Source organism: Acetobacterium carbinolicum, from assembly GCF_047456275.1.
Classification (GTDB): Bacteria; Bacillota; Clostridia; order Eubacteriales; family Eubacteriaceae; genus Acetobacterium; species Acetobacterium carbinolicum.
Map to the genome: position 1 here is coordinate 3,226,256 of NZ_CP173357.1, position 25,402 is coordinate 3,251,657.

The 25,402-nt window shown below is 42.6% G+C and carries 17 protein-coding genes and 3 rRNA genes; all 20 read right to left on the minus strand.

From position 1 onward, the window contains the following. Window positions 1–12: 12 nt before the first annotated feature. Complete coding sequence (locus tag ACIZ62_RS15070) at window positions 13–630, minus strand: dienelactone hydrolase family protein (protein ID WP_111889149.1); 618 nt, start codon at window positions 628–630, stop codon at window positions 13–15. A gap of 68 nt (window positions 631–698) precedes the next feature. Further along, window positions 699–1,049 (minus strand): hypothetical protein, encoded by a 351-nt coding sequence (locus ACIZ62_RS15075; RefSeq protein WP_111889148.1) that lies wholly within the window; start codon window positions 1,047–1,049, stop codon window positions 699–701. A 670-nt stretch (window positions 1,050–1,719) separates the two neighbouring features. Beyond that, window positions 1,720–1,836: ribosomal RNA gene (rrf, locus tag ACIZ62_RS15080) — 5S ribosomal RNA — on the minus strand. 100 nt (window positions 1,837–1,936) lie between these two features. Beyond that, a 23S ribosomal RNA gene (locus ACIZ62_RS15085) occupies window positions 1,937–4,799 on the minus strand. 319 nt (window positions 4,800–5,118) lie between these two features. Further along, a 16S ribosomal RNA gene (locus ACIZ62_RS15090) occupies window positions 5,119–6,637 on the minus strand. Together the 16S, 23S and 5S rRNA genes form the textbook arrangement of a ribosomal RNA operon. 593 nt (window positions 6,638–7,230) lie before the next feature. Then, window positions 7,231–8,697 (minus strand): lysine--tRNA ligase, encoded by a 1,467-nt coding sequence (lysS, locus tag ACIZ62_RS15095; protein WP_111889147.1) that lies wholly within the window; start codon window positions 8,695–8,697, stop codon window positions 7,231–7,233. 11 nt (window positions 8,698–8,708) lie between these two features. After that, window positions 8,709–9,191, minus strand: coding sequence for a transcription elongation factor GreA (gene greA, locus ACIZ62_RS15100; protein ID WP_111889146.1), 483 nt, complete (start codon window positions 9,189–9,191; stop codon window positions 8,709–8,711). A gap of 120 nt (window positions 9,192–9,311) precedes the next feature. Then, the gene (gene serS, locus ACIZ62_RS15105) at window positions 9,312–10,583 is read right to left on the minus strand and encodes a serine--tRNA ligase (RefSeq protein WP_111889145.1); all 1,272 of its coding nucleotides are present in this window, start codon (window positions 10,581–10,583) and stop codon (window positions 9,312–9,314) included. Window positions 10,584–10,620: 37 nt separating this feature from the next. Then, a complete protein-coding gene (locus ACIZ62_RS15110; protein ID WP_111889144.1) occupies window positions 10,621–13,365 on the minus strand; it encodes a UPF0182 family protein in 2,745 nt (914 codons plus the stop codon). Between the two features lie 161 nt (window positions 13,366–13,526). Beyond that, on the minus strand, window positions 13,527–14,159 hold the full coding sequence (locus tag ACIZ62_RS15115) for a M15 family metallopeptidase (protein ID WP_111889143.1): 633 nt from the start codon (window positions 14,157–14,159) through the stop codon (window positions 13,527–13,529). Between the two features lie 167 nt (window positions 14,160–14,326). Further along, a complete protein-coding gene (locus tag ACIZ62_RS15120; RefSeq protein ID WP_111889142.1) occupies window positions 14,327–15,016 on the minus strand; it encodes an ABC transporter ATP-binding protein in 690 nt (229 codons plus the stop codon). Then, window positions 15,009–16,172, minus strand: coding sequence for an ABC transporter permease (locus tag ACIZ62_RS15125; protein WP_414150518.1), 1,164 nt, complete (start codon window positions 16,170–16,172; stop codon window positions 15,009–15,011). Before ACIZ62_RS15125 ends, ACIZ62_RS15120 begins: the two co-directional genes overlap by 8 nt. Then, complete coding sequence (locus ACIZ62_RS15130; protein WP_414150519.1) at window positions 16,156–16,821, minus strand: B12-binding domain-containing protein; 666 nt, start codon at window positions 16,819–16,821, stop codon at window positions 16,156–16,158. Before ACIZ62_RS15130 ends, ACIZ62_RS15125 begins: the two co-directional genes overlap by 17 nt. A gap of 137 nt (window positions 16,822–16,958) precedes the next feature. Then, complete coding sequence (locus tag ACIZ62_RS15135) at window positions 16,959–17,816, minus strand: amidohydrolase family protein (protein WP_414150520.1); 858 nt, start codon at window positions 17,814–17,816, stop codon at window positions 16,959–16,961. A gap of 24 nt (window positions 17,817–17,840) precedes the next feature. Then, window positions 17,841–18,743 carry a methylenetetrahydrofolate reductase gene (locus ACIZ62_RS15140; RefSeq protein ID WP_414150521.1) on the minus strand — a complete coding sequence of 301 codons (903 nt, stop codon included), beginning with the start codon at window positions 18,741–18,743 and terminating at the stop codon, window positions 17,841–17,843. Window positions 18,744–18,764: 21 nt separating this feature from the next. Then, a complete protein-coding gene (locus ACIZ62_RS15145) occupies window positions 18,765–19,385 on the minus strand; it encodes a methylenetetrahydrofolate reductase C-terminal domain-containing protein (protein ID WP_414150522.1) in 621 nt (206 codons plus the stop codon). Window position 19,386: 1 nt separating this feature from the next. Next, entirely contained in the window at window positions 19,387–21,351 is a 1,965-nt protein-coding gene (rsxC, locus tag ACIZ62_RS15150) for an electron transport complex subunit RsxC (protein WP_414150523.1), read from the minus strand. A gap of 28 nt (window positions 21,352–21,379) precedes the next feature. After that, window positions 21,380–22,285 carry a bifunctional 5,10-methylenetetrahydrofolate dehydrogenase/5,10-methenyltetrahydrofolate cyclohydrolase gene (locus ACIZ62_RS15155; RefSeq protein ID WP_111889135.1) on the minus strand — a complete coding sequence of 302 codons (906 nt, stop codon included), beginning with the start codon at window positions 22,283–22,285 and terminating at the stop codon, window positions 21,380–21,382. Between the two features lie 44 nt (window positions 22,286–22,329). After that, entirely contained in the window at window positions 22,330–22,989 is a 660-nt protein-coding gene (locus tag ACIZ62_RS15160) for a cyclodeaminase/cyclohydrolase family protein (protein WP_414150524.1), read from the minus strand. Between the two features lie 93 nt (window positions 22,990–23,082). After that, window positions 23,083–24,759 (minus strand): formate--tetrahydrofolate ligase, encoded by a 1,677-nt coding sequence (locus tag ACIZ62_RS15165; RefSeq protein WP_111889031.1) that lies wholly within the window; start codon window positions 24,757–24,759, stop codon window positions 23,083–23,085. Between the last annotated feature and the right edge of the window lie 643 nt (window positions 24,760–25,402).

Genomic DNA, 25,402 nt, shown 5'->3' on the forward strand with positions numbered 1-25,402 from the left:
TATCCTCTTTTCTCAAATCTTTTCTGATTGTTCAATTTCTTTTAAAAAGTATTTTACCATATCTAACGCTTTTTTGCCTGACTGCTCGTTAAAATCATATCCATAAGGATCAGCAAAGCCATGTTTACCTGGGAAAACGAATAGTTCAACTTTTTCTTTCTGGTCAAGCTTTGGAATAATCGACTGAATATCAAAGGATTCTTCCTGTTCCGGAAATACCAGTAGACAGGGACAAACCGGGTTGACTTCCAGATAGTCCCGGATTCGTGATCCGTAAAAGCCAATCATCCCATCACAACATCGGTTCTCAGTCAATCGCCAGGCGATGGTGGCTCCGACACTTGATCCAAAAACGATGATTTTTTTATAACTATTTTTTAGCTCCTCAATACTGAGCGCTATCTCTACGTATCGATCAAAGCCCACTTCCACCTTAAAATCACGATATGCTTCATTACTTTCGGAGTATCTATAAACATGGTCTCGCCTGCTCAGATTCATACAAAAGCTATCATAACCGTGACCAATGAAAAATTCTGCCCAGTCTTTTATGTATTGGTTAATTCCATAAATTTCCGGGATAATCACAACCGCTTTTGCTGATCCTATTTTTTGTTTAGTCTTCTGCAATTACACTCAATCCTTCCTTCATACTTGAACATCCGATTTCGTCGATTTGCGGTTTAAAAGATAAGCATTTATTCCTTATTCTCGTCATTCGTTTTTCTTTTTTTTAGTAAGCTGCCTAGATACATACCCAATAACGCAACTGCCCCATAAATACCCCCGTATATCAACGCTCTTATCTCAACAATCAAAAATATTGGTGGGAAAAAAATAAAACCCATAAAAATTGGATAAAGCCAGACATTTCCGTTTTTCAGTCCATATATAAAAGCAGAAATGAAACAATAAGTGGGAATAATCAGCAGCATAATGGATGTGAAAAATTTTGAATTTGCATCCATCGTGGGTAATATAAAAAAGATCAAAGAGGTCATGATCAGATACGGCAACACGGGAATTAGTAAGGGTAAGTTTTTTTTCATAATCGGCTCCTATTTGCAAAATCAACTGAAGTTATATCAGTTTTTATGCATTTATTATAGCATGAAAGTATCATCTTATGAGCTAATTTTTAAGAATATGGCTATTAGAAGAGCTTTTAGAACTAACTTCTGTTTAACCTTCACAACTGCGTCACAGCTCTCGCTACGCCTGCGTTTGGGGCTTTGGCCCATAAAAAAATAGCGATGAATATTGATTTTTAAGTGAACTTGAATCAACGCTTCACTTTACTGCCGTTTTACTCGCTCATGCGGCACTTCGGCTCCGCTACGCTGCGCCTCAGTCGCGTCAGTCGCCAGATGGCTCCTTCCTAAAAATATAAAAAAGAGAGATTAAACCTTACTGCCGTCTAATGAAGCCGTGCAACTCCGTCGCAGCTCTCGCTGCGCCTGCGTTTGGGGCTTTGGCCCATAAAAAAATAGCGATGAATATTGATTTTTAGGTGAACTTGAATCACTGCTTCACTTTACTGCCGTTTTACTCGCTCATGCGGCACTTCGTCTTCGCTGCGCTACGCCTTAGTCGCGTCAGTCGCCAGATGGCTCCTTCCTAAAAAATATAAAAAGAGCGGTGAAAGAACAAATAAATTTGCTCCTTCACCGCTCTTTTTATATTTTTCGCCGCATGGCTCGTTGTTTCACGCAAAAAAAAGTCCCGCAATGTCCTATCCTCCCAGGCAGTTGCCCACCAAGTACTTTCGGCGCTGGAAGACTTTACTTCTGTGTTCGGTATGGGAACAGGTGTGGCCCTTCCGCCATCATTACGGAACTAGTTATACTAGTTAAAAACTATTTAATTATAATTGCATTTATATGAATTGTTTTTCGGTGATCATCGATCACTCGAAACAGCACAGTGTATAAAATCTTGGATCAAGACCTCGGTCGATTAGTACTGGTCAGCTCCATATGTTGCCATACTTCCACATCCAGCCTATCTACCTGATCGTCTATCAGGGACCTTAACCTTTCGGTGAGATATCTTATCTTGAAGGGGGCTTCGTGCTTAGATGCCTTCAGCACTTATCCTTTCCAAACTTAGCTACCCAGCTATGCTCCTGGCGGAACAACTGGTGCACCAGTGGTTTGTCCGTTCCGGTCCTCTCGTACTAGGAACAGCTCTTCTCAAATATCTAACGCCCACGACGGATAGGGACCGAACTGTCTCACGACGTTCTGAACCCAGCTCGCGTGCCTCTTTAATGGGCGAACAGCCCAACCCTTGGGACCTGCTTCAGCCCCAGGATGAGACGAGCCGACATCGAGGTGCCAAACCTCCCCGTCGATGTGGACTCTTGGGGGAGATAAGCCTGTTATCCCCGAGGTAGCTTTTATCCGTTGAGCGATGGCCCTTCCACTCGGAACCACCGGATCACTAAGCCCGACTTTCGTCTCTGCTCGAGATGTCTCTCTCGCAGTCAATCACCTTTTTGCCTTTGCACTCTAAGAGATGGTTTCCAACCATCCTGAAGGTAACTTTGGGCGCCTCCGATACTTTTTAGGAGGCGACCGCCCCAGTCAAACTGCCCGTCTGACACTGTCCGATGACCGGATTACGGCCACTCGTTAGAATTCCAATCGTACAAGGGTGGTATCCCAAGGGCAACTCCTTCGAAACTAGCGTCCCAAATTCTTTGTCTCCCACCTATCCTGTACGTGCACGATCAAAACTCAATGCCAGATTGCAGTAAAGCTCTACGGGGTCTTTCCGTCCTGTCGCGGGTAACTCGCATCTTCACGAGTACTACAATTTCACCGGGTGTGTTGTCGAGACAGCGCTCAAATCGTTACGCCTTTCGTGCGGGTCAGAACTTACCTGACAAGGAATTTCGCTACCTTAGGACCGTTATAGTTACGGCCGCCGTTTACTGGGGCTTAAATTTGCACCTTCGCATTGCTGCTTAGCACTCCTCTTAACCTTCCAGCACCGGGCAGGCGTCAGCCCCTATACATCATCTTTCGATTTAGCAGAGACCTATGTTTTTGCTAAACAGTCGCTTGAGCCTCTTCTCTGCGGCCCCCATAAGGGGGCACTCCTTCTCCCGAAGTTACGGAGTCATTTTGCCGAGTTCCTTAACAACACTTCTCCCGCTCATCTTAGGATTCTCTCCTCGCCTACCTGTGTCGGTTTACGGTACGGGCACCTTCTCTCTCAATAGAAGCTTTTCTTGACAGCGTGAAATCAGCGACTTCCCTACTTATTTTTCGTTCCCCGTCACGCCTTGGCCTTATGAGTAAGGGGATTTGCCTCCCTACTCAGCCTTGACGCTTGGCCCAGCTTTTCCAACCGCTGGGTTCGCTTATCCTTCTGTGTCACTCCATCTCTCAAACAATTAAAGGTGGTACAGGAATTTCAACCTGTTGTCCATCGCCTACGCTGCTCGCCTCGGCTTAGGCCCCGACTTACCCTGAGCGGACGAACCTTCCTCAGGAAACCTTGGGCTTTCGATGGTGAAGATTCTCACTTCACTTTCGCTACTCATGCCAACATTCTCTCTTGTCTTGTGTCCACCAAACCTTACAGTTTCGCTTCGCCCTCAAGACATTGCTCCCCTACCACTATGGTAGTACCATAATCCATCGCTTCGGTGCCAGATTTTAGCCCCGTTCATCTTCGGCGCACAACCACTCGACCAGTGAGCTATTACGCACTCTTTAAATGTGTGGCTGCTTCTAAGCCAACATCCTGGTTGTTTGTGCAGTTGCACATCCTTTCCCACTTAATCTGGACTTGGGGACCTTAGCGGATGGTCTGGGCTGTTTCCCTTTTGACTATGAGACTTATCTCACACAGTCTGACTGCCGTATATAAGTGCATGGCATTCGGAGTTTGATAAGGTTCAGTAATCTTTACGACCCCTAGCCTATTCAGTGCTCTACCTCCATCACTCTCTCTACAACGCTAGCCCTAAAGCTATTTCGGGGAGAACCAGCTATCTCCGTGTTCGATTGGAATTTCACCCCTATCCACAACTCATCCAAGCCTTTTTCAACAGACACTGGTTCGGACCTCCACTTGGTTTTACCCAAGCTTCATCCTGGTCATGGATAGATCACACGGTTTCGGGTCTACAGCATGCAACTAGTCGCCCTATTCAGACTCGGTTTCCCTACGGCTCCGTACCTGAAGTACTTAACCTTGCTACATACCGTAACTCGTTGGCCCGTTCTACAAAAAGCACGCAGTCACGTTAGCTCCTGCTGCTTGTAAGCACAGGGTTTCAGTTTCTATTTCACTCCCCTTCCGGGGTTCTTTTCACCTTTCCCTCACGGTACTTTCCGCTATCGGTCAATCAGTAGTATTTAGCCTTGGGGGGTGGGCCCCCCATCTTCCCACAGGGTTACACGTGTCCCGTGGTACTCGTCGATTACCCGTCCATACTATTTTCGTCTACGGGGATCTCACCCTCTGCGTCCGACCTTCCCATGTCGTTCAACTAATAATACAGCCTTGATGTAATCAGGGCTCTTCCTCGTTCGCTCGCCGCTACTAAAGGAATCGATGTTTCTTTCTTTTCCTCTGGGTACTAAGATGTTTCAGTTCCCCAGGTTCCCTCCATAACGCTATGTATTCACGTCACAGTGACTGGTCTTCTACCAGCCGGGTTTCCCCATTCGGATATCTACGCTTTATCGGTTATGTGCACCTACACGTAGCTTTTCGCAGCTTGTCGCGTCCTTCTTCGGCTCTGATTGCCAAGGCATTCACCCTGTGCTCTTTTCTTCTTGATCCTATTTGATGTTACGTTTTCGTGTTAAGAAATTGTATTTCAAAAATTTTATTTATACACTATGCTGTTTTCAATGATCGACGTTTTTACCCAAATTTGTTAAAATTTGGTAAGTCACTAAGCGTTAGCGTGTGACTGGTGTAAAAACTAACGCATTTTTCGGCAAAATTCTTCCTTAAATAAATAAGGAATTTTGATGAAAAATACGATCCTTTTAATATCGCCGTTAAAAAATGCATCCTAAGATGCGTGTTTTAACTGTTTTTGTATGACTCAGTCATACAAAAGAAAATAGTACCATGACTTCCTGTATTCCCTAGAAAGGAGGTGATCCAGCCGCACCTTCCGATACGGCTACCTTGTTACGACTTCACCCCAATTACTGACCCCACCTTCGGCAGCTGGTTCCTTACGGTTACCTCACTGACTTCGGGTGTTGCCAACTCTCGTGGTGTGACGGGCGGTGTGTACAAGACCCGGGAACGCATTCACCGCAGCATTCTGATCTGCGATTACTAGCAACTCCAACTTCATGCAGGCGAGTTGCAGCCTGCAATCCGAACTGAGATCTGTTTTAAGGGATTAGCTTCACCTCGCGGTTTCGCAGCCCTCTGTTCAGACCATTGTAGCACGTGTGTAGCCCAGGTCATAAGGGGCATGATGATTTGACGTCGTCCCCACCTTCCTCCGTGTTATCCACGGCAGTCTGCTTAGAGTGCCCAACTAAATGATGGCAACTAACCACAGGGGTTGCGCTCGTTGCGGGACTTAACCCAACATCTCACGACACGAGCTGACGACAACCATGCACCACCTGTCTCTCTGTCCCCGAAGGGAAAGTCTGATCTCTCAGATGGTCAGAGGATGTCAAGACCTGGTAAGGTTCTTCGCGTTGCTTCGAATTAAACCACATGCTCCGCTGCTTGTGCGGGTCCCCGTCAATTCCTTTGAGTTTCAACCTTGCGGTCGTACTCCCCAGGCGGAGTGCTTATTGCGTTAGCTGCGGCACTGAGTCTCCCCAACACCTAGCACTCATCGTTTACGGCGTGGACTACCAGGGTATCTAATCCTGTTTGCTCCCCACGCTTTCGCACCTCAGCGTCAGTATTTGTCCAGCAAGCCGCCTTCGCCACCGGTGTTCCTCCTAATATCTACGCATTTCACCGCTACACTAGGAATTCCACTTGCCTCTCCAATACTCAAGTCTTTCAGTTTCAAATGCATGTCACCGGTTGAGCCGGTACCTTTCACATCTGACTTAAAAAACCGCCTGCGTGCCCTTTACGCCCAGTAAATCCGGACAACGCTTGTCCCCTACGTATTACCGCGGCTGCTGGCACGTAGTTAGCCGGGACTTTCTTCTTGGGTACCGTCTTTTTTTCTTCCCCAATAACAGAGCTTTACGATCCGAAAACCTTCTTCACTCACGCGGTATTGCTGCGTCAGGGTTTCCCCCATTGCGCAATATTCCCCACTGCTGCCTCCCGTAGGAGTCTGGACCGTGTCTCAGTTCCAGTGTGACCGTTCGCCCTCTCAGACCGGTTACCCATCGTCGCCTTGGTGAGCTGTTATCTCACCAACTAGCTAATGGGACGCGGGTCCATCCTATGGCACCGGAGCGTTTAATACATCTGCCATGCGACAAATATATCTTATAAGGCATTACTCCCAGTTTCCCGAGGCTATTCCTTTCCATAGGGTAGGTTACCCACGCGTTACTCACCCGTTCGCCACTTTCTAAAAGATCCGTGCAAGCACTTCTCTTTTGTCTCGTTCGACTTGCATGTGTTAAGCATACCGCCAGCGTTCGTCCTGAGCCAGGATCAAACTCTCAATAAAAGTTTGTATTTAAAGCCGTTAGGCCTTTAAATGCTGTCTCATTTGAATAACTGTAGTTTATCCTCTACCGAGTTAATGTTTTTAAGAGTGCATCTCTCTGTTTCTATTTTAGCCGCCTTCATCCTTGCGGATGTTTTGGCTGTTTTACAGGTTTTATGGTACTATTCTCTTTTCTATGACCGCCGTTCTGCAATCGTTTCCGACCGAAGAAGCTTTTCTATTATATCGTCATTTCCCGATGTTGTCAAGCTGTTTTTTGAAATTCTTTTGCGTTAATTCCAAGCTAATTTCAATGTGTCAGCCCAATGTCCGCCGCCTCTGTTACGAGACAACTTCATTAGTATACGCTCTTTGTTCCTTCTTGTCAATGCTTTTTTAAAAGTTTTTTTGTTTTTCTTTTGTTTTAGTCAAAAGACCCTGGTATCTGTTAATTGTTTGGTTTCAAGGACAAAATTTAACTATTATTCCGAGAGGTTTTAATTATATCCCCTTATAATTACTGTTTAAACATTTTATTTTGAAAACCAATCTTTTTCTTATGAATTAAAGGAGCTCAGAATTTTAAAATTCTGAGCTCCTTGTCCATTAATTTATTAGTCGATGGGTTTCATTGTCGGGAAAAGAATAACGTCTCTAATACTATGCTGATTGGTGAATAGCATCACCAGTCGATCAATTCCGATTCCTAAACCACCAGTAGGTGGCAAACCCACTTCCAGGGCATTGATAAAGTCGGCATCGAATGGATGGGCTTCATCATCACCATCTGTTTTCTTCTGTACCTGAGACATAAACCGCTCTTTCTGATCAATGGGATCATTGAGTTCGGAGAAGGCGTTAGCACATTCAGCACCGTTTATATAAAGTTCAAATCGCTCCGTGTAGCGTGGGTCTTTGGGATCTTTCTTGGCCAATGGTGAAATTTCAACTGGATGCATGGTCACAAAGGTTGGTTGGATCAGTTTATCTTCAACAAATTCGTCAAAGACTTCGGCCATAATTTCACCGATACTGTTTTTCCCGTCCACATCCACATGCAGTTCTTTTGCAGCAGCCCGGGCAACATCGAGATCTGTCATCACATCAAAATCCACATTGGTATGTTCTTTAACCAAATCAACCATTCTGGCCCGTTTAAATGGTGCTGCCAGACTGATTTCCTTATCGCCGTAAATAACGATTTCTGATTTATTGACTTCCTCGGCCAGATAACTATAGAGCTCTTCGATCATTTTCATCAGATCGTCATAGTTCGCATATGCCTCGTAGGATTCTAACAATGTGAATTCAGGGTTATGGGTAGCGTCCATGCCTTCGTTTCTGAACACACGACTCATTTCATAAACCTTATCAAACCCACCAACAATTAATCGTTTAAGCGGCAGTTCCAGGGCAATTCGACAGTATAGCGTGATATCCAGAGCATTATGGTGAGTCATAAAAGGTCTGGCATTGGCACCGCCAGCCAAATTTGAAAGAACTGGCGTTTCTACTTCGATAAAATCACGCGAATCATAAAACTCCCGTATCTTTCGCATAATCAGCGATCGTTTTTGAAAAACATCCTTTACTTCGGGATTTACAATCAAATCAACATAACGCTGCCGATAACGCAATTCCATATCTTTTAGACCATGATATTTTTCCGGCAGAATTTGTAAAGATTTGCTCAGCAGTGTCAGTTCCGAAACTCTGACCGAGATCTGACCCATTTTTGTTTTGAAAATTTCCCCTTTAACGCCAACGATATCCCCGATGTCATAGGTTTTAATTTCGTCATACATATCAACCAGGGCGTCTTTTTTCAGGAATAACTGAATTCTTCCAGTAGAATCCTGAAGATCGTAAAAAGAAACTTTTCCCTGCCCTCGTTTAGACATGATCCGTCCTGCCATGGTCACTTCTTTTTCTTCATATTCATCGAAAGATGCTTCAACTTTTTTTGCGTGAACGCTGACACTATAACTGGTATTTTCAAAGGGATTCTTCCCTGCGTCTTGTAATTTTTTTAATTTATCTCTTCTAATCTCTAGAAGTTCACTAAGGTTTTCTGTTGTCAATGTCTGCTCCCCTATCTACGTATTTCTAAAATTTGATATGCTGCTTCACCGTCAGGAATTTGAACCTTTACCGTATCGCCTACCTTGGCTCCAAGCAGCGCAGACCCAATCGGAGACTCATTGGAAATGCGGTTATTCTTGGGATCAGATTCAGCCGATCCAACAATTTTATATTCGGCTTCAAAGTCCAATAATGGGTTTTTAATTTTAACGATACTGCCAACGCCAACGTCTTCCGTATGGATATCTTTGTCAACAATAACAACTGCTATTTTCAGCTTGTGTTCCAACTCCGAAATTCGGCCTTCAACAAACCCCTGTTCATTTTTAGCTTCATCATATTCGGCATTTTCACTTAAATCACCAAATTCCCGGGCGGTCTTAATGCGATCCGCAACCTCGTGGCGCTTAACTGTTTTCAAATACTCCAGTTCCTTTTTTATGGCATTAAAGCCATCCTCAGTTATCACTAATTCTTTTCCGTTTATTCCCATTTTATTCCTCCATCTGACACGATACTCATTCTTAATCACAGGTGTCATTAATTATTTTTTAACTTTTTTTCTATAACTTTTTTTCTATAACTTTTTTTCTATAGACATTATTTGCTTGGTTTACTTGCCAATAACAGTTTTTCCCCACATGTAATGAACCAACTTTTCAGGAACCAAAACTGAACCATCCGCTTGTTGGTAATTTTCTAAAATTGCAGCAAAGGTCCTACCCACCGCCAGTCCTGATCCATTGAGGGTATGCAAGAACCGGGTTTTTTTGGTTTCACCGTCTCTAAAGCGGATGTTAGCCCGTCGGGCCTGGTAGTCTTCAAAATTTGAACAGGAACTGATTTCTACATAGCGGTTGTAGCTAGGCATCCATACTTCAATATCGTAGGTTTTCGCCGAACTAAAGCCCAGATCTCCCGTGCATAATTCAACTACCCGATAAGGAATCCCCAGTAGTTTTAAAATTTGTTCGGCATTGTTTGTTAAAGCTTCAAGTTCTTCATAAGATCGATCGGGATGAACAAATTTAACCATTTCCACCTTGTCGAACTGATGATTACGAATTAATCCTCGGGTATCACGACCTGCCGAACCCGCTTCTTGTCTGAAACAAGGCGTATAGGCGGTAAAGTATTTTGGCAGTTCTTCTTCTGCTAATATTTCGTCGCGATAGATATTGGTTACCGGCACCTCTGCAGTTGGCACCAGAAAAAAGTCCTTGCTGGGCAAATGAAAGGCATCATCTTCAAATTTAGGTAATTGCCCGGTGCCAGTCATACTTTCCCGATTCACCATAAATGGTGGAGAGATTTCAGTGTACTGATGCTCCACGCAATGGGTGTAGAGCATAAAGTTAATCAAAGCCCGCTGCAAACGGGCTCCTTCGCCTTTAAACATACTAAATCGAGCGCCGGTTATTTTGACGGCCCGTTCAAAATCCAGGATGTCCAGATCTACCCCAATATCCCAATGGGCTTTAATCTCAAAATCAAAGTTTCTGGGTTCGCCCCATTTTCTGACTTCCAGATTGTCAGTATCGTCTTTCCCAACCTTAACTTGAGGATTGGGAATATTCGGAAAATTCAGCAATAAAACTTTGATCTCATCATCGATTGCTTTAACTGCCGTATCCAACTCCTTGATCTTGTTTGACAATTCCTTCATTTCTGCAAATATCTCGGAGCAATCCTTGTTTTCTTTTTTCAAAACCGGAATTTGTTTTGACACCAGATTTTGACGGCTCTTCATTTCTTCAACTTGAACCAATGTTTCCCGGCGTTTTTCATCTAAAGCGGTAATTGCGCTTAAATCGTATTGACCGCGTTTGTCCAAGCCAGCCTGAACTTCTTCTTTATTTTCTCTTATGCGCTTTATATCGAGCATTTTATCCTCCTGCTTTTATAACTTATGATCTTATCTCCTATTGAGTTACGCCAGAAAGTTGCGTAAGCTGAGCCAGAACCTGTTCCAACTCATTTATTTTCTGACCGTATCCTGCCCAGTTACCGGCTTTTTGGGCTTCTTGAGCTTCTTTAAATAGGCTATTAGCCTTAACCACTAATTCTGCATTAGTGGATGTGCTACCACCAGTGCTTTGAGGTACTGCGTTGTCATCTAGTATTTCCTGAATGTCAAAAACCTGTGCCAATGCCAGTTCCAGAGAGTCAGCCATGACAATTTCGTTCTGGTAACAAACCACCACTTTTTTTAATTCCGGCAGATTGTTGTCACCACCAGATGCTTGAATGTAGATTGGTTCCACATAAATAATCGCATTTTCGATCGGTATCGACATCAGATTCCCGCGCAGAACCCGAGAGCCCTGCTGACCTAAAAGCGTCAACTGTGGTGAAATAATCGTATCCTGATCAATCCGCTGTTCAATCTGCATCGGTCCATAAACCAATTGCTGTTTAGGGAACTCATACAGGATCAACTGCCCATAACCAGCACCATCCGACACGCCTGCCAACCAGGCAATCATATTATCTTTATCTTTAGGGGTAAACGGTACCGTCAGCATGAATTCTGCTTCCCGATCCGGCAACTTCATAATCGTATAAGCTGACCCTACAGGTACTTCCGACTTTTCTGATTCATAAAACTGGGTCGCGGTTTCCCACTGATCTTCTTTATTATAAAAGACCCGGGCATTTGACATATGATAGGTTTTATAAATATCCGATTGAATATCAAACATGGTTTTTGAATACCGCAGATGTGCTCTGATTCCTTCCGGCATTTCAGAGAGATCTTTTAAAAATCCCGGGAATATTTTGCTGTAGGTTTCCAGTACCGGTTCGTCATCAACCTTATAAAAGGTCACGTCGCCATTATAGGCATCAACAACCACCTTGACTGAATTGCGGACATAATTATTGCCGGCATTATCAAAGGGTTGTGAATAAGGGTAGCGATCACTGGTAGTGAAAGCATCAACAATCCAATACAGACGACCTTCTGAGATCACCATGTAAGGATCGCTCTCATAGCTTAAAAATGGCGCAATCGTTGAGACCCGTTCTGAAATATTCCGATGGATCAGCATTCTGCTCTCATCGGTAATTTCATTTGCCAAAAGCAGTTCTGATGACCCATGGTAGAGCGCAAATGCCAATTTATTAATAAAGGACATCTCTATTCCCGCTGTTCCCGTGTAGGTCACCTCCTGGTTATCATTCCCCTGAGGGTAATCAAACTCTGCTGTGGTACAGTTTGTAACCACATAGTCATAATCATTTTCGCCAAAGTATATCCGGGGTTCGTCAATAATCAGCTCACTCACATCCGTAACTGGCGGAATATCTTTGACAATTAGATCTGGTTGTCCGACATTATTGGTTTTATTTACCGGAGACACCGCCACGCCAAAGCCATGGGTATACTTCAAATGCTGATTAACCCAGGTTTTTGCTTCATCGGGCAGTAAGTTATTGTTCATTTCCCGGGTACCCAGAAAGACCTGGGTATAGACACCATTAACAAAATAGCGATCCACATCGACATCATAGAATTGATAGTAGTTACGAATCCCCTGCAGGGAATTATACATTTCCTGAGTTGGGATTTGATCATTAATGGGTATATTATCGATCGTAATCTGATTTTCTTTAATATCCTGAGCCGTTATTTCCTGAGTCCCTGAAAACTCTTTCGTTTCCACATTCGCCAAATCATAGGCGTGTTGCGTAAAATCGATATTATTGGCAATATACTGCTCTTCTTTTGTAAATTGGTTGGGGATAACAACCAGAGATTCGTAGATGCCCTGGGCAGCTCCACCCAGAATTACCACAACAATTAGTAGGACCGGACCAGCCCCCATTAATAAATACTTTTTCCGATAACCCGCAACGATCGATATGACCGCCAGAACCAAACATAAGACACCTTTAACGATGATGACCTTTAGTCCGATATCAATGTCTGCTGCACCGGCGCCATAGACAATTCCCGACGTCGAATACAACAACTGAAAAGCTTCCATAAAGCTTCCCAATGACAGGATTAAAAAAAGCACGCCTAAAAAGATACCAATCTGCTTGGATGCGATCTCAAGATAGGATTTGAATATCCCCTTGGCATTGTCTTTAATGGAATCCAGATCTTGTTCCCGGCTGAATTCGATTTTCTTTCCCTGATAAAGAATATATGCTGTATATAAAAACGTCAGCACCACAATGGTTGCGAAAAATCCAATAAATATTGAAAAAATTTCCTGGTATAATGGCAAACCAAAAAAATAAAGAGCCAGATCCTGGTTGAATATCGGATCTGTCAGATTAAATTGAGTCTGATTGACAAATTCCAGTATTTGGTACCAAAGCTGGTCGGCAATCATAATGGTAAGAAAAAATGCGACCAAACCACTCACTGCAATAGCAATGATATTTTGCTTTTTTGTCGCTTTCTGAACACTCCCAATATACTTTGATGAAATGCGATTAAGCAATTTTAAATAAAAAAACAAAATAAGTATCAATCCGATAAAGATCGGAATACCTATTTGTGTTTTTGTCACCAATTCTTTAAAGAAAATTTGCGTATATCCCATTTCCACAAACCAAAGATAATCAACATAAAATCGGTTCAGTGATAACAGAATGGCAAAAATCACGAATAACACACCTAATCCAATTAAGAGTGTTTTATTTCTCTTTCTCATTTTCTTCACTTCTTTCCTAATAATATCGTATTTTTCTCTAATTTTATCATTATATCACATTTTTTTGACAATTCATTAATAAAATGTAATATTTCCGATTAAAAGAGGATCATTTAGAAATTGAATCCCTTCTTTTGCCAGCCGATAAAAACAAAGACCACTCAGACTTGAATTGGAAAGTCAAAATAGGTTTCGGGATAAGGCTCTTCCGTGAGGGTAAAATGCCACCATTCCTGCTGTAGCGGTTCAAACCCCTCCGAACGCATCAGATAACGCAACAAAACCCGGTTTTTACTCTGTTCCAGGGTAAGATGGTCGTAATCGCTGTAGGAGATCTCTGAGAAAAAATCAAAAATACCACCCATGTCAATTTCAATCCCGGTTTTTATGTTTACCACTGTCAGATCCACCGTGCTACCCCGAGTGTGGGAAGATTCCGGGGCAATAAAGCCCCCTTCGAAAACTTCTTGTCGCGTCTTATCTGGATAGTAGATGCTTTTGGTCTTCCCATCTTCTTGCTGATTACCCCATCGCACGAAATGATCGACTGCCCGCTTGGGTCGATACCCATCAAAAACCTTTAATCCAAATCCGTCTCCCATAAGTTGCTTTTGCACACGTTCCAATGCGATTGTTGCTTTTTCAGTTAATAAAATCCTGGGCGTTTCATAACCATCGATTCGTTCACCGACAAAGTTATCCCCTGTAAAGTATTTCACATCCGTAATGATTCCCGGAATTTCCAGGGAAATATCAACAAAATCATTGGGACGTACAATCATAATTTTTTTCATTGATTATCCCCTAGTTTTATGCATGATCATTATCTATTTCCCTATTTTATACGATGATTGATCTGATTACCAGCAATAATTATCAAAATCAATAAAAGTAGCGATAATCCACCTTAATTATTGGATAACAAATGATTAAGTCGCCTATTTGGTACTAAATTTATCCATTATTTTACGATATCCAGCGAAATTCGACCATCCAAAATTTCGATGATCCGATCCGCTTTTTCGGCAACACGCCGATCATGGGTGATAATTACAAAGGTGGTTCCCAACTCCTGGTTGATTCTACGGAAGAGTTGATAGATACTGTCGGTAGTCTGAGAATCCAAATTGCCGGTGGGTTCGTCAGCAAGAATAATTTTCGGCTGATTCATCAGTGCTCTGGCAATGGCGGTCCGTTGCTGTTGCCCTCCCGACATATTTGTCGCTAAATTGTTCTCGACCTTTTCTAGCCCTACCAGGCTTAGTATTTCCTTTGCCCTTTCCTGACTTTTTTTATCTGCTTTACCCTTGGCGATCCGATAGGGCATCAACACATTTTCCAGGGCAGTAAACTCCGGCAGCAGATAGTGAAACTGAAAAACAAAACCCAATGTTTCGTTTCGCAAATCATCCAAACGTCCTTTTGACATATTTTTGGTGGATACCCCGTTAATAATCACGTCCCCTTTAGTCGGACGATCCAAGGTTCCCATAATATTGAGAAGGGTACTTTTGCCACTGCCGGACTCACCAATAATGGCATTAAACGAACCTGTTTTAAATCCAAGATCAAGTTTATCCAGTGCAACTGTCTTGATCGTTTTACCGTAGACCTTTGATACCCCTTTTACTTCAACCACACAATTATCCATTTTTAATTACCTCCATGGGGTCCAACTTGGACACTCGAATGGCCGGTATTAAGGCCGCCAGTGTCGAAGCTGCAATGGCAATTCCCGCTGAAATACCGATAAAATGCCAATCAATATAGAAAGGAACCAGAGAAGATCCATCCGGGTTGGTGACAAAGGTGGCAAATGACCAGCTTAGTCCGATTCCCAGTCCGATACCGACAAAAGCCCCTAAAATACCCAACAAAAATCCCTGAGACAAAAAAACCAGACTGGCTTTGAGATTATGCATTCCCATGGCTTTTAATATCCCGATCTGTCGCGATTTTTGTACCACACTGATCGCCAATACACTGGCAATACCCAAAACCACTGATATCAGCACAAAAACCTGAATCATCAGGCTTGAGGCGGTTTGACCTGAGAGTCCCGATAACAAGGCCTCATTCTCTGCTTTCCAATTGGATACAACTAAGGTGTTGTCTTTCAAACGCTGCTCCACCAACATTGCCACTTCATCGGCAGCAAAAACATCACTTACCTGCATTTCGATCTGCGACACGCCTTCTCCGGTTTCCAGGAATGCCTGTGCGGTACCGGCATTTGTCAGAATCCAAGATTCATTTAGCGATTTTACCTGTAGATCAAAAAAACCGGTCACCAGAAAATTTCCTGTCTTTCCTGAGGGGGTGAGCATCTCAATTGTATCTCCGATCTTCACACCCAGGTTTTCGGAAAGATCTTCACCTAAAATGACGTCATTTTCATTCGTTCCCAGCTTTCCTTTGACAAGCCGATCAGTTAATTTATAAATTCCCTGGGCTGCATCCCAATCAAAGCCTCTCATCACAATTGTTGTCGACTGATCGGCTGTTTTTACAATTGCCGGACCCTGAATAACCGCCACCGGGTGTATGATCTCATCTGGACTCGCAGCTTTAATTGTTTTGATTTTTGCCTGGGGGGCTAGAATAAAATTACCATCTTCTTTGGGAGAGACCGTAATCTGAGCGGCACTTCCGACAGTTTTATCAACCAGGCTTTTTTGAAGCCCTGTGATTAACGACCCAATAAAGATCTGTACCGATACCCCAATGGCGATCCCCAACACAATGAGGGCTGTTTGTGCCTTGCTTGATTTTAAAAAACGAAGGGCGATATCAAATGCCAGTTTCATCTATTTCCCACCCTTCCGTTATTCTTGCCACTGCATTGTAGCTGTCCACATAAAAATCACCGCCGATTTCTTTGATCACCGCCAGATTTTCTTTAAAAGCGGCTCCGCCTAAAACGATGCTGGTATCCTTGCCCAGAATTTTTCTGACATCTTCTATTGTTCTCTTGGCCACAACCAGATTAAAGTAATTACTGACCCCCATGGCAATGACCGCTGGCTGTAACCTGACCATCGCTTGTAAAAGGGCTTCCGGTGGCGTGTTGGCACCTAAAAAATAGACCTGATGACCACATAAGGTAAAAAAATCAGCGATCATCCGGGCACCAACATCATGATATTCTTCAGCTGGACAAAAAATCAGGATTTTCTTTCGCCCCTTTTTATCACTGTTTTGTAAGCCATCATTGACCACCCGGGGATAGCAGTATTCAATGACGGTCCGAACTACGGAAGTTCTAAAATGTTCTTTCCAGATTGCCACTGATTCTCTTCTTTCTTCCAGCTCCATTTTATTTTGGGCCGGCGTTAACCATTCAGTGTATAGCTCCACCAGTCCAACCTTCCCAGTTTCCAGTGCATCCAAAGCAATTCGCACCGCATTGGGTTTATCATCATTTTCCAGGCATTCTACGAATTTTTCATATAGCATATGTACACCATCCAATTAATATTACTTATTACTATTTTACCCCGGGGTCTTAAAAACAAACAGATTTATATATCAATTTAAAAGGAAGAATCCCTGTAATTTAAAAATTACAGGGATTCTTTTAAGCTTAAGCACGATTAGAGGTCGATAACCCATTTTCCAATGCTTTCCAGTTTTTCTTTTGTCAATCCACAGTCGAGTAAATAACCAAGCTCATCCAAAGTGCCTTGTCCCAGGGGAACCATCGTCGCGCCTGAGTCACTTCCCAATGCAATGTTCACACCCATTGCATCTGCTTTTTTTACCATCGACTGATGTTGTCTAAAATAAGCTTCCGATACTTTCTGATATTTTTTTAGTGGGTTCCCGTCATCACATCTGGCAATATTGGCAAACGGTGCCAGGGTCGGCACCCAAACAACGCGACTCTCACGCATCGCCTGGAGACAGTCATCATTTATCCCATAACCGTGTTCAATGGTATCTGCTCCGGATCTCAAAGCGATCATAATACCCTCTGGTGTATTGGCGTGAACCATGACTGATAACCCTTTTTGATGGGCATGATCAATCATCTTCGAACATTCACTTTTAGAGAAACCCACCGGTCCCGAAGCACCAAATGCGGTAAAACTCATGATACCGGTAAGAATAATCTTGATAAAGTCCGGCTTTTGTTTGATGAGTTGATTCATCTTTTTAATGCCATCCTCTAGATTATCTACGGAGTCCCCTAAAAAATCACCGTAATGACCTTTCTTATATAAAGCTCGGATGGGTGTCTTAACTAAAAGATCGGAATCTTTTGAAATATCTCTGAGAATTATTCCAATTCCTGAACCATCCCCACCATCACGGATTGCCTGTACCCCTATATTTTGATAGCTTTGGATATGTTTTTTCATCGTCTCTACTGCTAAATCATCGGCAATATCAGACCTGCGCAATCCTTTGAACTGACCCAAACCACAATGAACATGACAGTCGATTAACATCTTTTTATTTACGCAAACGTCTTATTATACTTGTGGCGTTATTGGTGCAATTCCAGCCATATCAAGAATTTCTGGGATTCTATTTTCCCAGCCTAATGACATAATATGAACGCCCTGGGCATATTCTTTACACTCTCTGATCAGACGTGCACAAATTTCTACGCCAGTATCGCCTGCTTTTGTTTTTTCCTTATCCGCTTTCAATTCTTCAATCATGTCATCGGGAACATGAACACCAGCTACGTTGGCATTCATATAGCGGCACATGCCGACATTTTTGGGGATGATCAGTCCAAGTTGAACGGGAACACCAAATTGTTTTGCCTGTTCCATAAATTTAATGAATTTTTCTGGCTCATAAACGCCCTGAGTCTGGAAATATTCGCATCCGGCTTTTACCTTTGCTTCCATTTTGGCCAATTGAACATCGACAGAGTCACTACATGGTGACACAACAGCACCCTTAGCAAACTTTGGCGGCACGCCATCAATGGCGTTGCCAGCAATGTCGAAGCCTTCTTCTATCCGTTTTACCGCATGAGTCAATGACACCGAATCCAGATCGAAAACAGGTTTTGCTTGTGGGTGATCTCCCAATGTGGTGTAATCACCGGTTAATAATAATAAATTCTCAATGCCTAGTAATGCCGCACTTAATACATCAGACTGTAAGGCAATACGATTTCGGTCACGGCAGGTAATTTGAAAGATTGGAAGCAGTCCCTCATCTTTTAAAACCTTACAGGTTGCCAGCGAACCGGTCCGCATGACTGAGGACTGATTGTCCGTTACATTCAATGCATGAACTCGGGTCTTTAAAAACTCATGGGCGTCTTTAATCAGGTGGTCAAGTTCAATCCCTTTTGGAGGTCCTACTTCTGCAGTTAATACAAACTCACCACGTTGAAACAACTCAGTTATTCTCATTTATAATTACTCCTAATCTTCTTAAATTATTGGTTCTTCTGCGTTTGGATTGCAATAGTTGCGCACCTTTGGGGTGTCATATTTCATGTTATCCAGCTTATTCAGTTTTTCCAGTTTTCGGTAAATTCGTTCCCATCCGCATTCCATTTCTTTATCAACTTCACACATGCCTTCTTTGGCGCCGCCACATTGGCCGTTGAGCAGACTTTTCGAACACGCGGTAATTGGGCAAATCCCGCCCGTACCATTAAGGTAGCATTCGCCACACTGTCCACAATCAACATTGAGTGGTGTGACTCCCTGGAATCCCGGTAATGGATAGGTATCGCAACAGGAATAGACTCTTTTGCCCTCAAATAAAGCGGCAACAGTCTGAACCCCAACGCCACAGGAAAACACCAGAACGGTATCGGCCGCATCAATGACATCGGTATGTTTCTGTAATTGTAATTTTAGATTATCCAGGTTACAGATGTAATCCGTTGTGATAATCTGAGTCACGCCGCTTAGGTCTTTTTGTAGTTCATCCGCTTCATGTTCAGCGAAATATACTTCTTTGCAACCATGACAGTTAATGATTACTGTTTTTCCTTTTGCCAGTGCTTCGATTGTTTCTTTTGATTTTAGTTGGGTAATCAGCATTTTATTTACCCTCCCTTATGGCAGTTTTTCCAATTTTAATTCGCTCAACAATTGGAATTTTTGATGAGCAGATATATTCACAACATCCACATTCAATACAATCCATGGCATTTTGTGTTTTCATACCTTCCCAGTCTTCTGAAAGTGCGTATTTAGTGAAATACAGTGGTCGCAATTCCATTGGACAGACGTCAACACAACGTCCACACTTGATACATTCAACCGCTTCTTTAACCGTAGTTTCAACAGCAATAATCCCATTGGAACACTTCAACATCGGAACATTAAGGTTTTCCTGGGCAAATCCCATCATCGGACCACCGATTTTAATCGTAACATCGTCGCCAACTACATCGCCGCAATGATTGACAATTTCTTTAATAGAGGTCCCAATTTTGACTAAGTAATTGCCGGGTTTATTCATCCGATTTCCGCTGACAGTCATCACACGCTCAACCAGCGGCATGCCTAACTGGATTGCATCTGATACCGCTTTGGCAGTGCTGACGTTACATACGATTGCGCCAACATCCATTGGTAAACCGCCACTTGGCACGGTCTTACCCATAACCCGTTTGATAAGCATTTTTTCAGCCCCTTGGGGGTATTTGGTTTTGGCAACCACGATTTCGATGTTATCAATATCCGCTGTTTTTGCCTGCAGTAATTCAACTGCATCAAGCTTATTGTCTTCAATGGCAATCACACCTTTTGGTGCGCCGGATGCTTTCATCATGGCTTTTAAACCATAGATCACTTCATCAGCATACGCCAATAGCACCTGATGATCGGCTGTCAAAATTGGTTCACATTCACAGCCATTAAGTAATACCAGTTCGATTGGTTTAGGTGATTTAAGTTTAACGGCCGTTGGGAATCCAGCCCCACCCATACCGACAACACCTTTTTCACGGACAATTTCAATAATTTCATCAGCTGAAAGTTTATCAAGTTCTCCAGCCGGTTTTACCGACTCGTCGAGGGTGTTCTTACCGTCTGATTGAATGACAACGGCTAAGCTGTCAAGACCGCTAATTGGATGTCGTCGCGGTTCAACGGCAACAACGGTACCGCTGACACTGGCATGAATACCACTACTGATAAGGCCCACTGCTTGAGCAATTTTCTGACCCATTTTTACCTGTTGTCCAACTTTTACAATCGGTTCAGCGGGCGCACCGGCATGTTGTGACATTGGAATTACGACATTTACCGGTTCCGGGAAACGTACCAATGAGCAGTGTTCACTTAACTCTTTCCACTCAGTTGGGTGGATTCCGCCATAGTAACCTTCATATCGTTCTTCCCGAACAGATTTCACATATTCGTCGATAAATTTGTAGTTGACTTTGGAATAATCCCGAAGTTCCACTGGCTGGTCCAATAATTCTTGCAAACGTCCTTGTTTCTTCAGCCGATCATAGATAAGCTGCCATCCGCAATCCATTTCTTTATCTACTTCACATTTGCCATTTTTGGCGCCGCCGCATTGGCCGTTTAACAAACTCTTTGAACAATCAACGATTGGGCAGATCCCGCCGGTCAAGTTCAAGTAACACTGTCCACATGCATCGCATAAGGTCGTTGTTAATGCCATTCCATGATGGCCATCAGCAATAACGGAATCGCTGCCAGCATAAACTGGGATTTCAGCCAATCCTGCAATTGTCTGAATACCCAGACCACATGAAATAACAAACACATTTTTAGCTTCTTTCGGAAGAAGCTCTTCAAAGCTTTTCGATGTCAACGGTTCGTTGCACAGAAAATCGATTTGAGCTGAGCCAATGATCGTCTTGCCTTGTTCTTTGGCAATCGCTTCAAACAAACCGCACTCCGGCTCGTCAAAGCTATCGAGTTCTTTAAAGCATTTGTTACAAGCGATAACAAACAAATCATCTTTGTCGGTTAGAACTGCCTCAAGCTCTTCCTTTCTCTTTAGTTTAAACTTCGTGTAATCCTCCAATTGTATACCTCCTTTGATTTTTGGAAATTTATAGTAATCCGCTTTGCATTTTACAAGCTTTAATGACATGAGCTGCCAGTAATGCTGTTGTGATTGGGCCAGTTCCGCCGCCGCATCCCGGTGTTGCCGAAGTAATCATTGCAACCTTGTCTAAACAGTCTACATGCGCATCTCCTGCACGGATTTTTTTGCCTTCTGCATTTAAAACAAATTCTTTATTTTCGTCTTTCATCTGAGACATTGCCACATCGATTAAAATACAATCTTCACTTAACATTTCTGGTTTAACTAAACCATAAATACCACAAGCGGTGACAACAATATCTGCTTTTTTAGTGAAGGAAGCGGTATCTTTTGTATGAACGTGACACATCGTTACGGTCGCAAATTCATTTGTTAACATAATTGTCAGCGGTTTTCCCAATACGTTAGAGTTATTAATAACAACAACGTCTTTACCTTTAACATCGATGTTATAGAATTTGAACATTTCCATAACGCCTTCAGCAGTACATGGGAAGAATCCTCTTTCATCGGCGATCATCAACTTACCCAGATTAGTCGGGTTAAGGGCATCAGGATCTTTTTCAGGGCTTAACATATATTTGATTTTATCAGCATCAATTTGATCTGGAAGCGGTTGGAAGATTAAAACAGAATGAATGTTTTTATCTGCATTGATTGCTTCAAGCTTCGCAATGAAGTCAGCTTCTGTTACATCAATTGGGAATTGAACAGATTCAACTTCGATATTTGATTTTCCCATTCGGGTGATAATGCTTTTTTCGTAAGAAATAGAACCGGCGTCTTCGCCAACTCGCATAATCGCCATTTTTACCTGAATGCCTTTGCCTTTTAATTCATTAGCATCCTTTAGTACTTGAGCCAATACTGATTCGCTTACTTCTTTTCCACTTAATAATTTTGCTGCCATAATTATAATACTCCTCTTGATTCAAAATTTTTTGACTTAACTCTTTATGAAAGTTGTTTTTCAACTTGCGCATAAACGCGATCACAGATTTCAATCCCTTTTTCTAACATTGGCTTGATTCTATTATTAACGTCTGCGACATAGTCTTGATCTTTTATTGTTTTAATGTTAATTAAAACATTTACCCAGCCGCTGATCATCGCTGCTCTTAAACATTGCACCCCACAGGCGACATCACTAATCGCTAAAGCAGAACCTTTTCCCACTAATTCTTCCTGGATTAAAACAGCTTTGTAACATACCTCAACAATTTCTAGCGGGATGCTACACGCTACCTTTGTACATTCTTCTAAAGTTTTTTCTTTAAAAGCTTTTTCTTCTTCAGTTTCTTTGGGAAGGCCATAAGCTTTGGACAATGGCAAAAAGTTTTTTGCGTCTTCATCGATCATTGCTAATAAACGATCTTGAAGAATCAACGATTCTTTTAAAATACGCTGAATATCGTCTTCATATTCCGCATATTTCTTCTTGCCAGTCGTTAGATTACCAACCATTCCGGCTAATGCCGTTCCGATTGCTCCAACTAAAGCAGCTGCACCACCACCGCCCGGAACAGCTGCTTTACTGTATAGGGCTTCAACAAATTCTGTACATTTTTTTTCTGATATCGAACTCAGATTGGTTCCTACTGCATCAAATTCCATTTGCTAACTCCACTTCAATCTTTTGTATATTATTTAGTCGTTCTTATTGAACCGACAAGGGTTCTGACAGAACCCTTGTCGGCATCATTTTTTCTAGAATAAACCAGCAATTACGCCGTTTTCATCAACATCAATTTTTTCTGCGGCAGGTACTTTTGGTAACCCGGGCATTTTCATGATTTCGCCGGTCAGGGCAATAATGAATCCCGCTCCGGCAGAAATATTAACCTGTCGAACCGTTACTCTAAATCCGGTTGGACGGCCCAGTTTGGTGGCGTCATCGGTTAAGGAGTACTGGGTTTTCGCCATACAGATTGGCACCTTGTCAAAGCCGAGAGCCGTTAAGCGTTCCATTTCTTTGGTCGCGATTGGGGTAAAGTCTACACCATCGGCACCATAAATACGGGTCGCAATCGCTTCGATTTTTTCTTTGATTGGCATATCCAGTTCGTAGCAGTATTCGAAGGTGCCTTCGCTTTCGTCAATGAGACGAACAACTTCCCGGGCCAGCTCTTCGCCGCCCTCGCCACCTTTTGCCCATACCTGGGAAATCGCCACGTTAACGCCAAGTTTCTGGCATTCGTCTTTTACTAAGGCTAACTCGGCTGGGGTATCCAGTGGGAATTCGTTGATCGCAACCACGGCTGGCAATTTAAAGACCTGGGTGATGTTTTCAACATGTTTTAATAAATTTGGCAGACCGGCTTTTAAAGCCTCCAGGTTTTCGTTATTTAAATCGGCTTTGGGTACTCCACCATTGTATTTAAGAGCTCGAACTGTGGCTACAATAATAACCGCATCTGGTTTTAAGTTGGCCATCCGGCATTTGATATCGAGGAATTTTTCAGCCCCAAGGTCAGCGCCGAAGCCACCTTCGGTAACCACATAATCAGCAAAATGCATCGCCATACGAGTGGCAATCACGGAGTTACAACCGTGGGCGATATTGGCAAATGGTCCCCCATGAATAAAGGCCGGTGTGCCTTCTAATGTTTGTACCAGGTTTGGTTTTAAGGCATCTTTTAACAAGGCTGCCATCGCACCATTCGCTTTTAATTGACTTGCCGTAATGGGATCTCCAGCAAAGCTGTAGCCAACAATAATGCGGCCGAGTCGTTCTTTTAAATCAGAAATATCACTTGCTAAACAAAAGGCCGCCATAACTTCAGAGGCAACGGTAATATCAAATCCATCTTCACGGACAACACCGTCTCCCGATCCACCTAAACCATCAACGATGTTTCGCAGCTGACGGTCATTCATGTCAACACAACGTCGCCAGGTAATTTTTTTAGCATCAATTTTCAGTTCATTACCTTGTTTGATGTGATTATCAAGCATTGCGGCCAATAAGTTATTCGCTGCTCCGATCGCATGGAAGTCTCCGGTAAAATGAAGGTTGATATCTTCCATCGGGACAACTTGGGCATATCCACCGCCGGCGGCTCCGCCTTTAACACCGAATACAGGTCCTAATGATGGTTCTCTTAAAGCCACCAGGGTGTTCTTGCCAATTCGTGATAAACCATCGGCAACCCCGATTGTGGTGGTCGTTTTTCCTTCACCGGCTGGTGTTGGATTAATGGCGGTAGTTAAGATCAACCGTGCTTTTTTGCCCGTTGATTTCTTTAACAGGTTATAGTCAACCTTTGCTTTATACTTACCGTATAAATCCAGATCATCTTCCGTTAAACCCAATTTCTTTGCTATCTCACGGATGTCCTGTGGGGTAGCCTCTTGTGCAATCTCAATATCTGATTTAAATCCCATTTTTTTCCTCCAATACTTTGATAAATTTTTAACATCTGCATTTATGATATATGATTTCAATCTAAAAATCAAATAATAAATGTGACAATTTTTTACTGAAAAAAAGCGAATAACGTTTACATTTACGGGGTTTACATCGATATTTAGAACAATATTTTACTCTGCAACATAAAGCAACACTTTATTTTGCCAAGTAGCATTATTTTGTCTCTATGATAATTCCTGCATTTCAATTATATTGATTTTTCAGGATAAATAAACCCTTAATTTGATCAAATTCCCATGTTTAGTAATTTGAAACTATTTTACGCTTTTTCATTTAATCCTCAAATTGATTCAATCCGATAAAACTACCTTTGTCTTTTGATCATTTACTGCGTTCACCTCCAGCGCTCTTTTTTGAATTTTCAACCGTCCAAACTGATGCTATTTCATTTGTCCTTCTTTTTTTGACCTACAAATAGTGAAGGGCAGCTAGTCCACTATTTACTTGTATATACAATTTAAGTTCAGATTATCATTATTTAAATGAAATGTCAATATTTTTCTAATTTAAGTCATTTTTTTCTCTTTCATTGTTTGTTATTTCTCAAACAATCCATCTTCAAGTAATATATCTCCATAATTCGACCTCATTAAACTT

What these genes read in the sequence shown, in the direction of transcription:
- ACIZ62_RS15145 (WP_414150522.1), bottom strand. Translation starts at nt 19,385, where the DNA reads ATGCTGATTACCCAACTAAAATCAAAAGAAACAATCGAAGCACTGGCA.
- ACIZ62_RS15140 (WP_414150521.1), bottom strand. Translation starts at nt 18,743, where the DNA reads ATGAGAATAACTGAGTTGTTTCAACGTGGTGAGTTTGTATTAACTGCA.
- ACIZ62_RS15160 (WP_414150524.1), bottom strand. Translation starts at nt 22,989, where the DNA reads ATGGAATTTGATGCAGTAGGAACCAATCTGAGTTCGATATCAGAAAAA.
- ACIZ62_RS15075 (WP_111889148.1), bottom strand. Translation starts at nt 1,049, where the DNA reads ATGAAAAAAAACTTACCCTTACTAATTCCCGTGTTGCCGTATCTGATC.
- greA (WP_111889146.1), bottom strand. Translation starts at nt 9,191, where the DNA reads ATGGGAATAAACGGAAAAGAATTAGTGATAACTGAGGATGGCTTTAAT.
- ACIZ62_RS15135 (WP_414150520.1), bottom strand. Translation starts at nt 17,816, where the DNA reads ATGTTAATCGACTGTCATGTTCATTGTGGTTTGGGTCAGTTCAAAGGA.
- ACIZ62_RS15125 (WP_414150518.1), bottom strand. Translation starts at nt 16,172, where the DNA reads ATGAAACTGGCATTTGATATCGCCCTTCGTTTTTTAAAATCAAGCAAG.
- ACIZ62_RS15115 (WP_111889143.1), bottom strand. Translation starts at nt 14,159, where the DNA reads ATGAAAAAAATTATGATTGTACGTCCCAATGATTTTGTTGATATTTCC.
- serS (WP_111889145.1), bottom strand. Translation starts at nt 10,583, where the DNA reads ATGCTCGATATAAAGCGCATAAGAGAAAATAAAGAAGAAGTTCAGGCT.
- ACIZ62_RS15120 (WP_111889142.1), bottom strand. Translation starts at nt 15,016, where the DNA reads ATGGATAATTGTGTGGTTGAAGTAAAAGGGGTATCAAAGGTCTACGGT.
- ACIZ62_RS15155 (WP_111889135.1), bottom strand. Translation starts at nt 22,285, where the DNA reads ATGGCAGCAAAATTATTAAGTGGAAAAGAAGTAAGCGAATCAGTATTG.
- ACIZ62_RS15165 (WP_111889031.1), bottom strand. Translation starts at nt 24,759, where the DNA reads ATGGGATTTAAATCAGATATTGAGATTGCACAAGAGGCTACCCCACAG.
- ACIZ62_RS15130 (WP_414150519.1), bottom strand. Translation starts at nt 16,821, where the DNA reads ATGCTATATGAAAAATTCGTAGAATGCCTGGAAAATGATGATAAACCC.
- ACIZ62_RS15110 (WP_111889144.1), bottom strand. Translation starts at nt 13,365, where the DNA reads ATGAGAAAGAGAAATAAAACACTCTTAATTGGATTAGGTGTGTTATTC.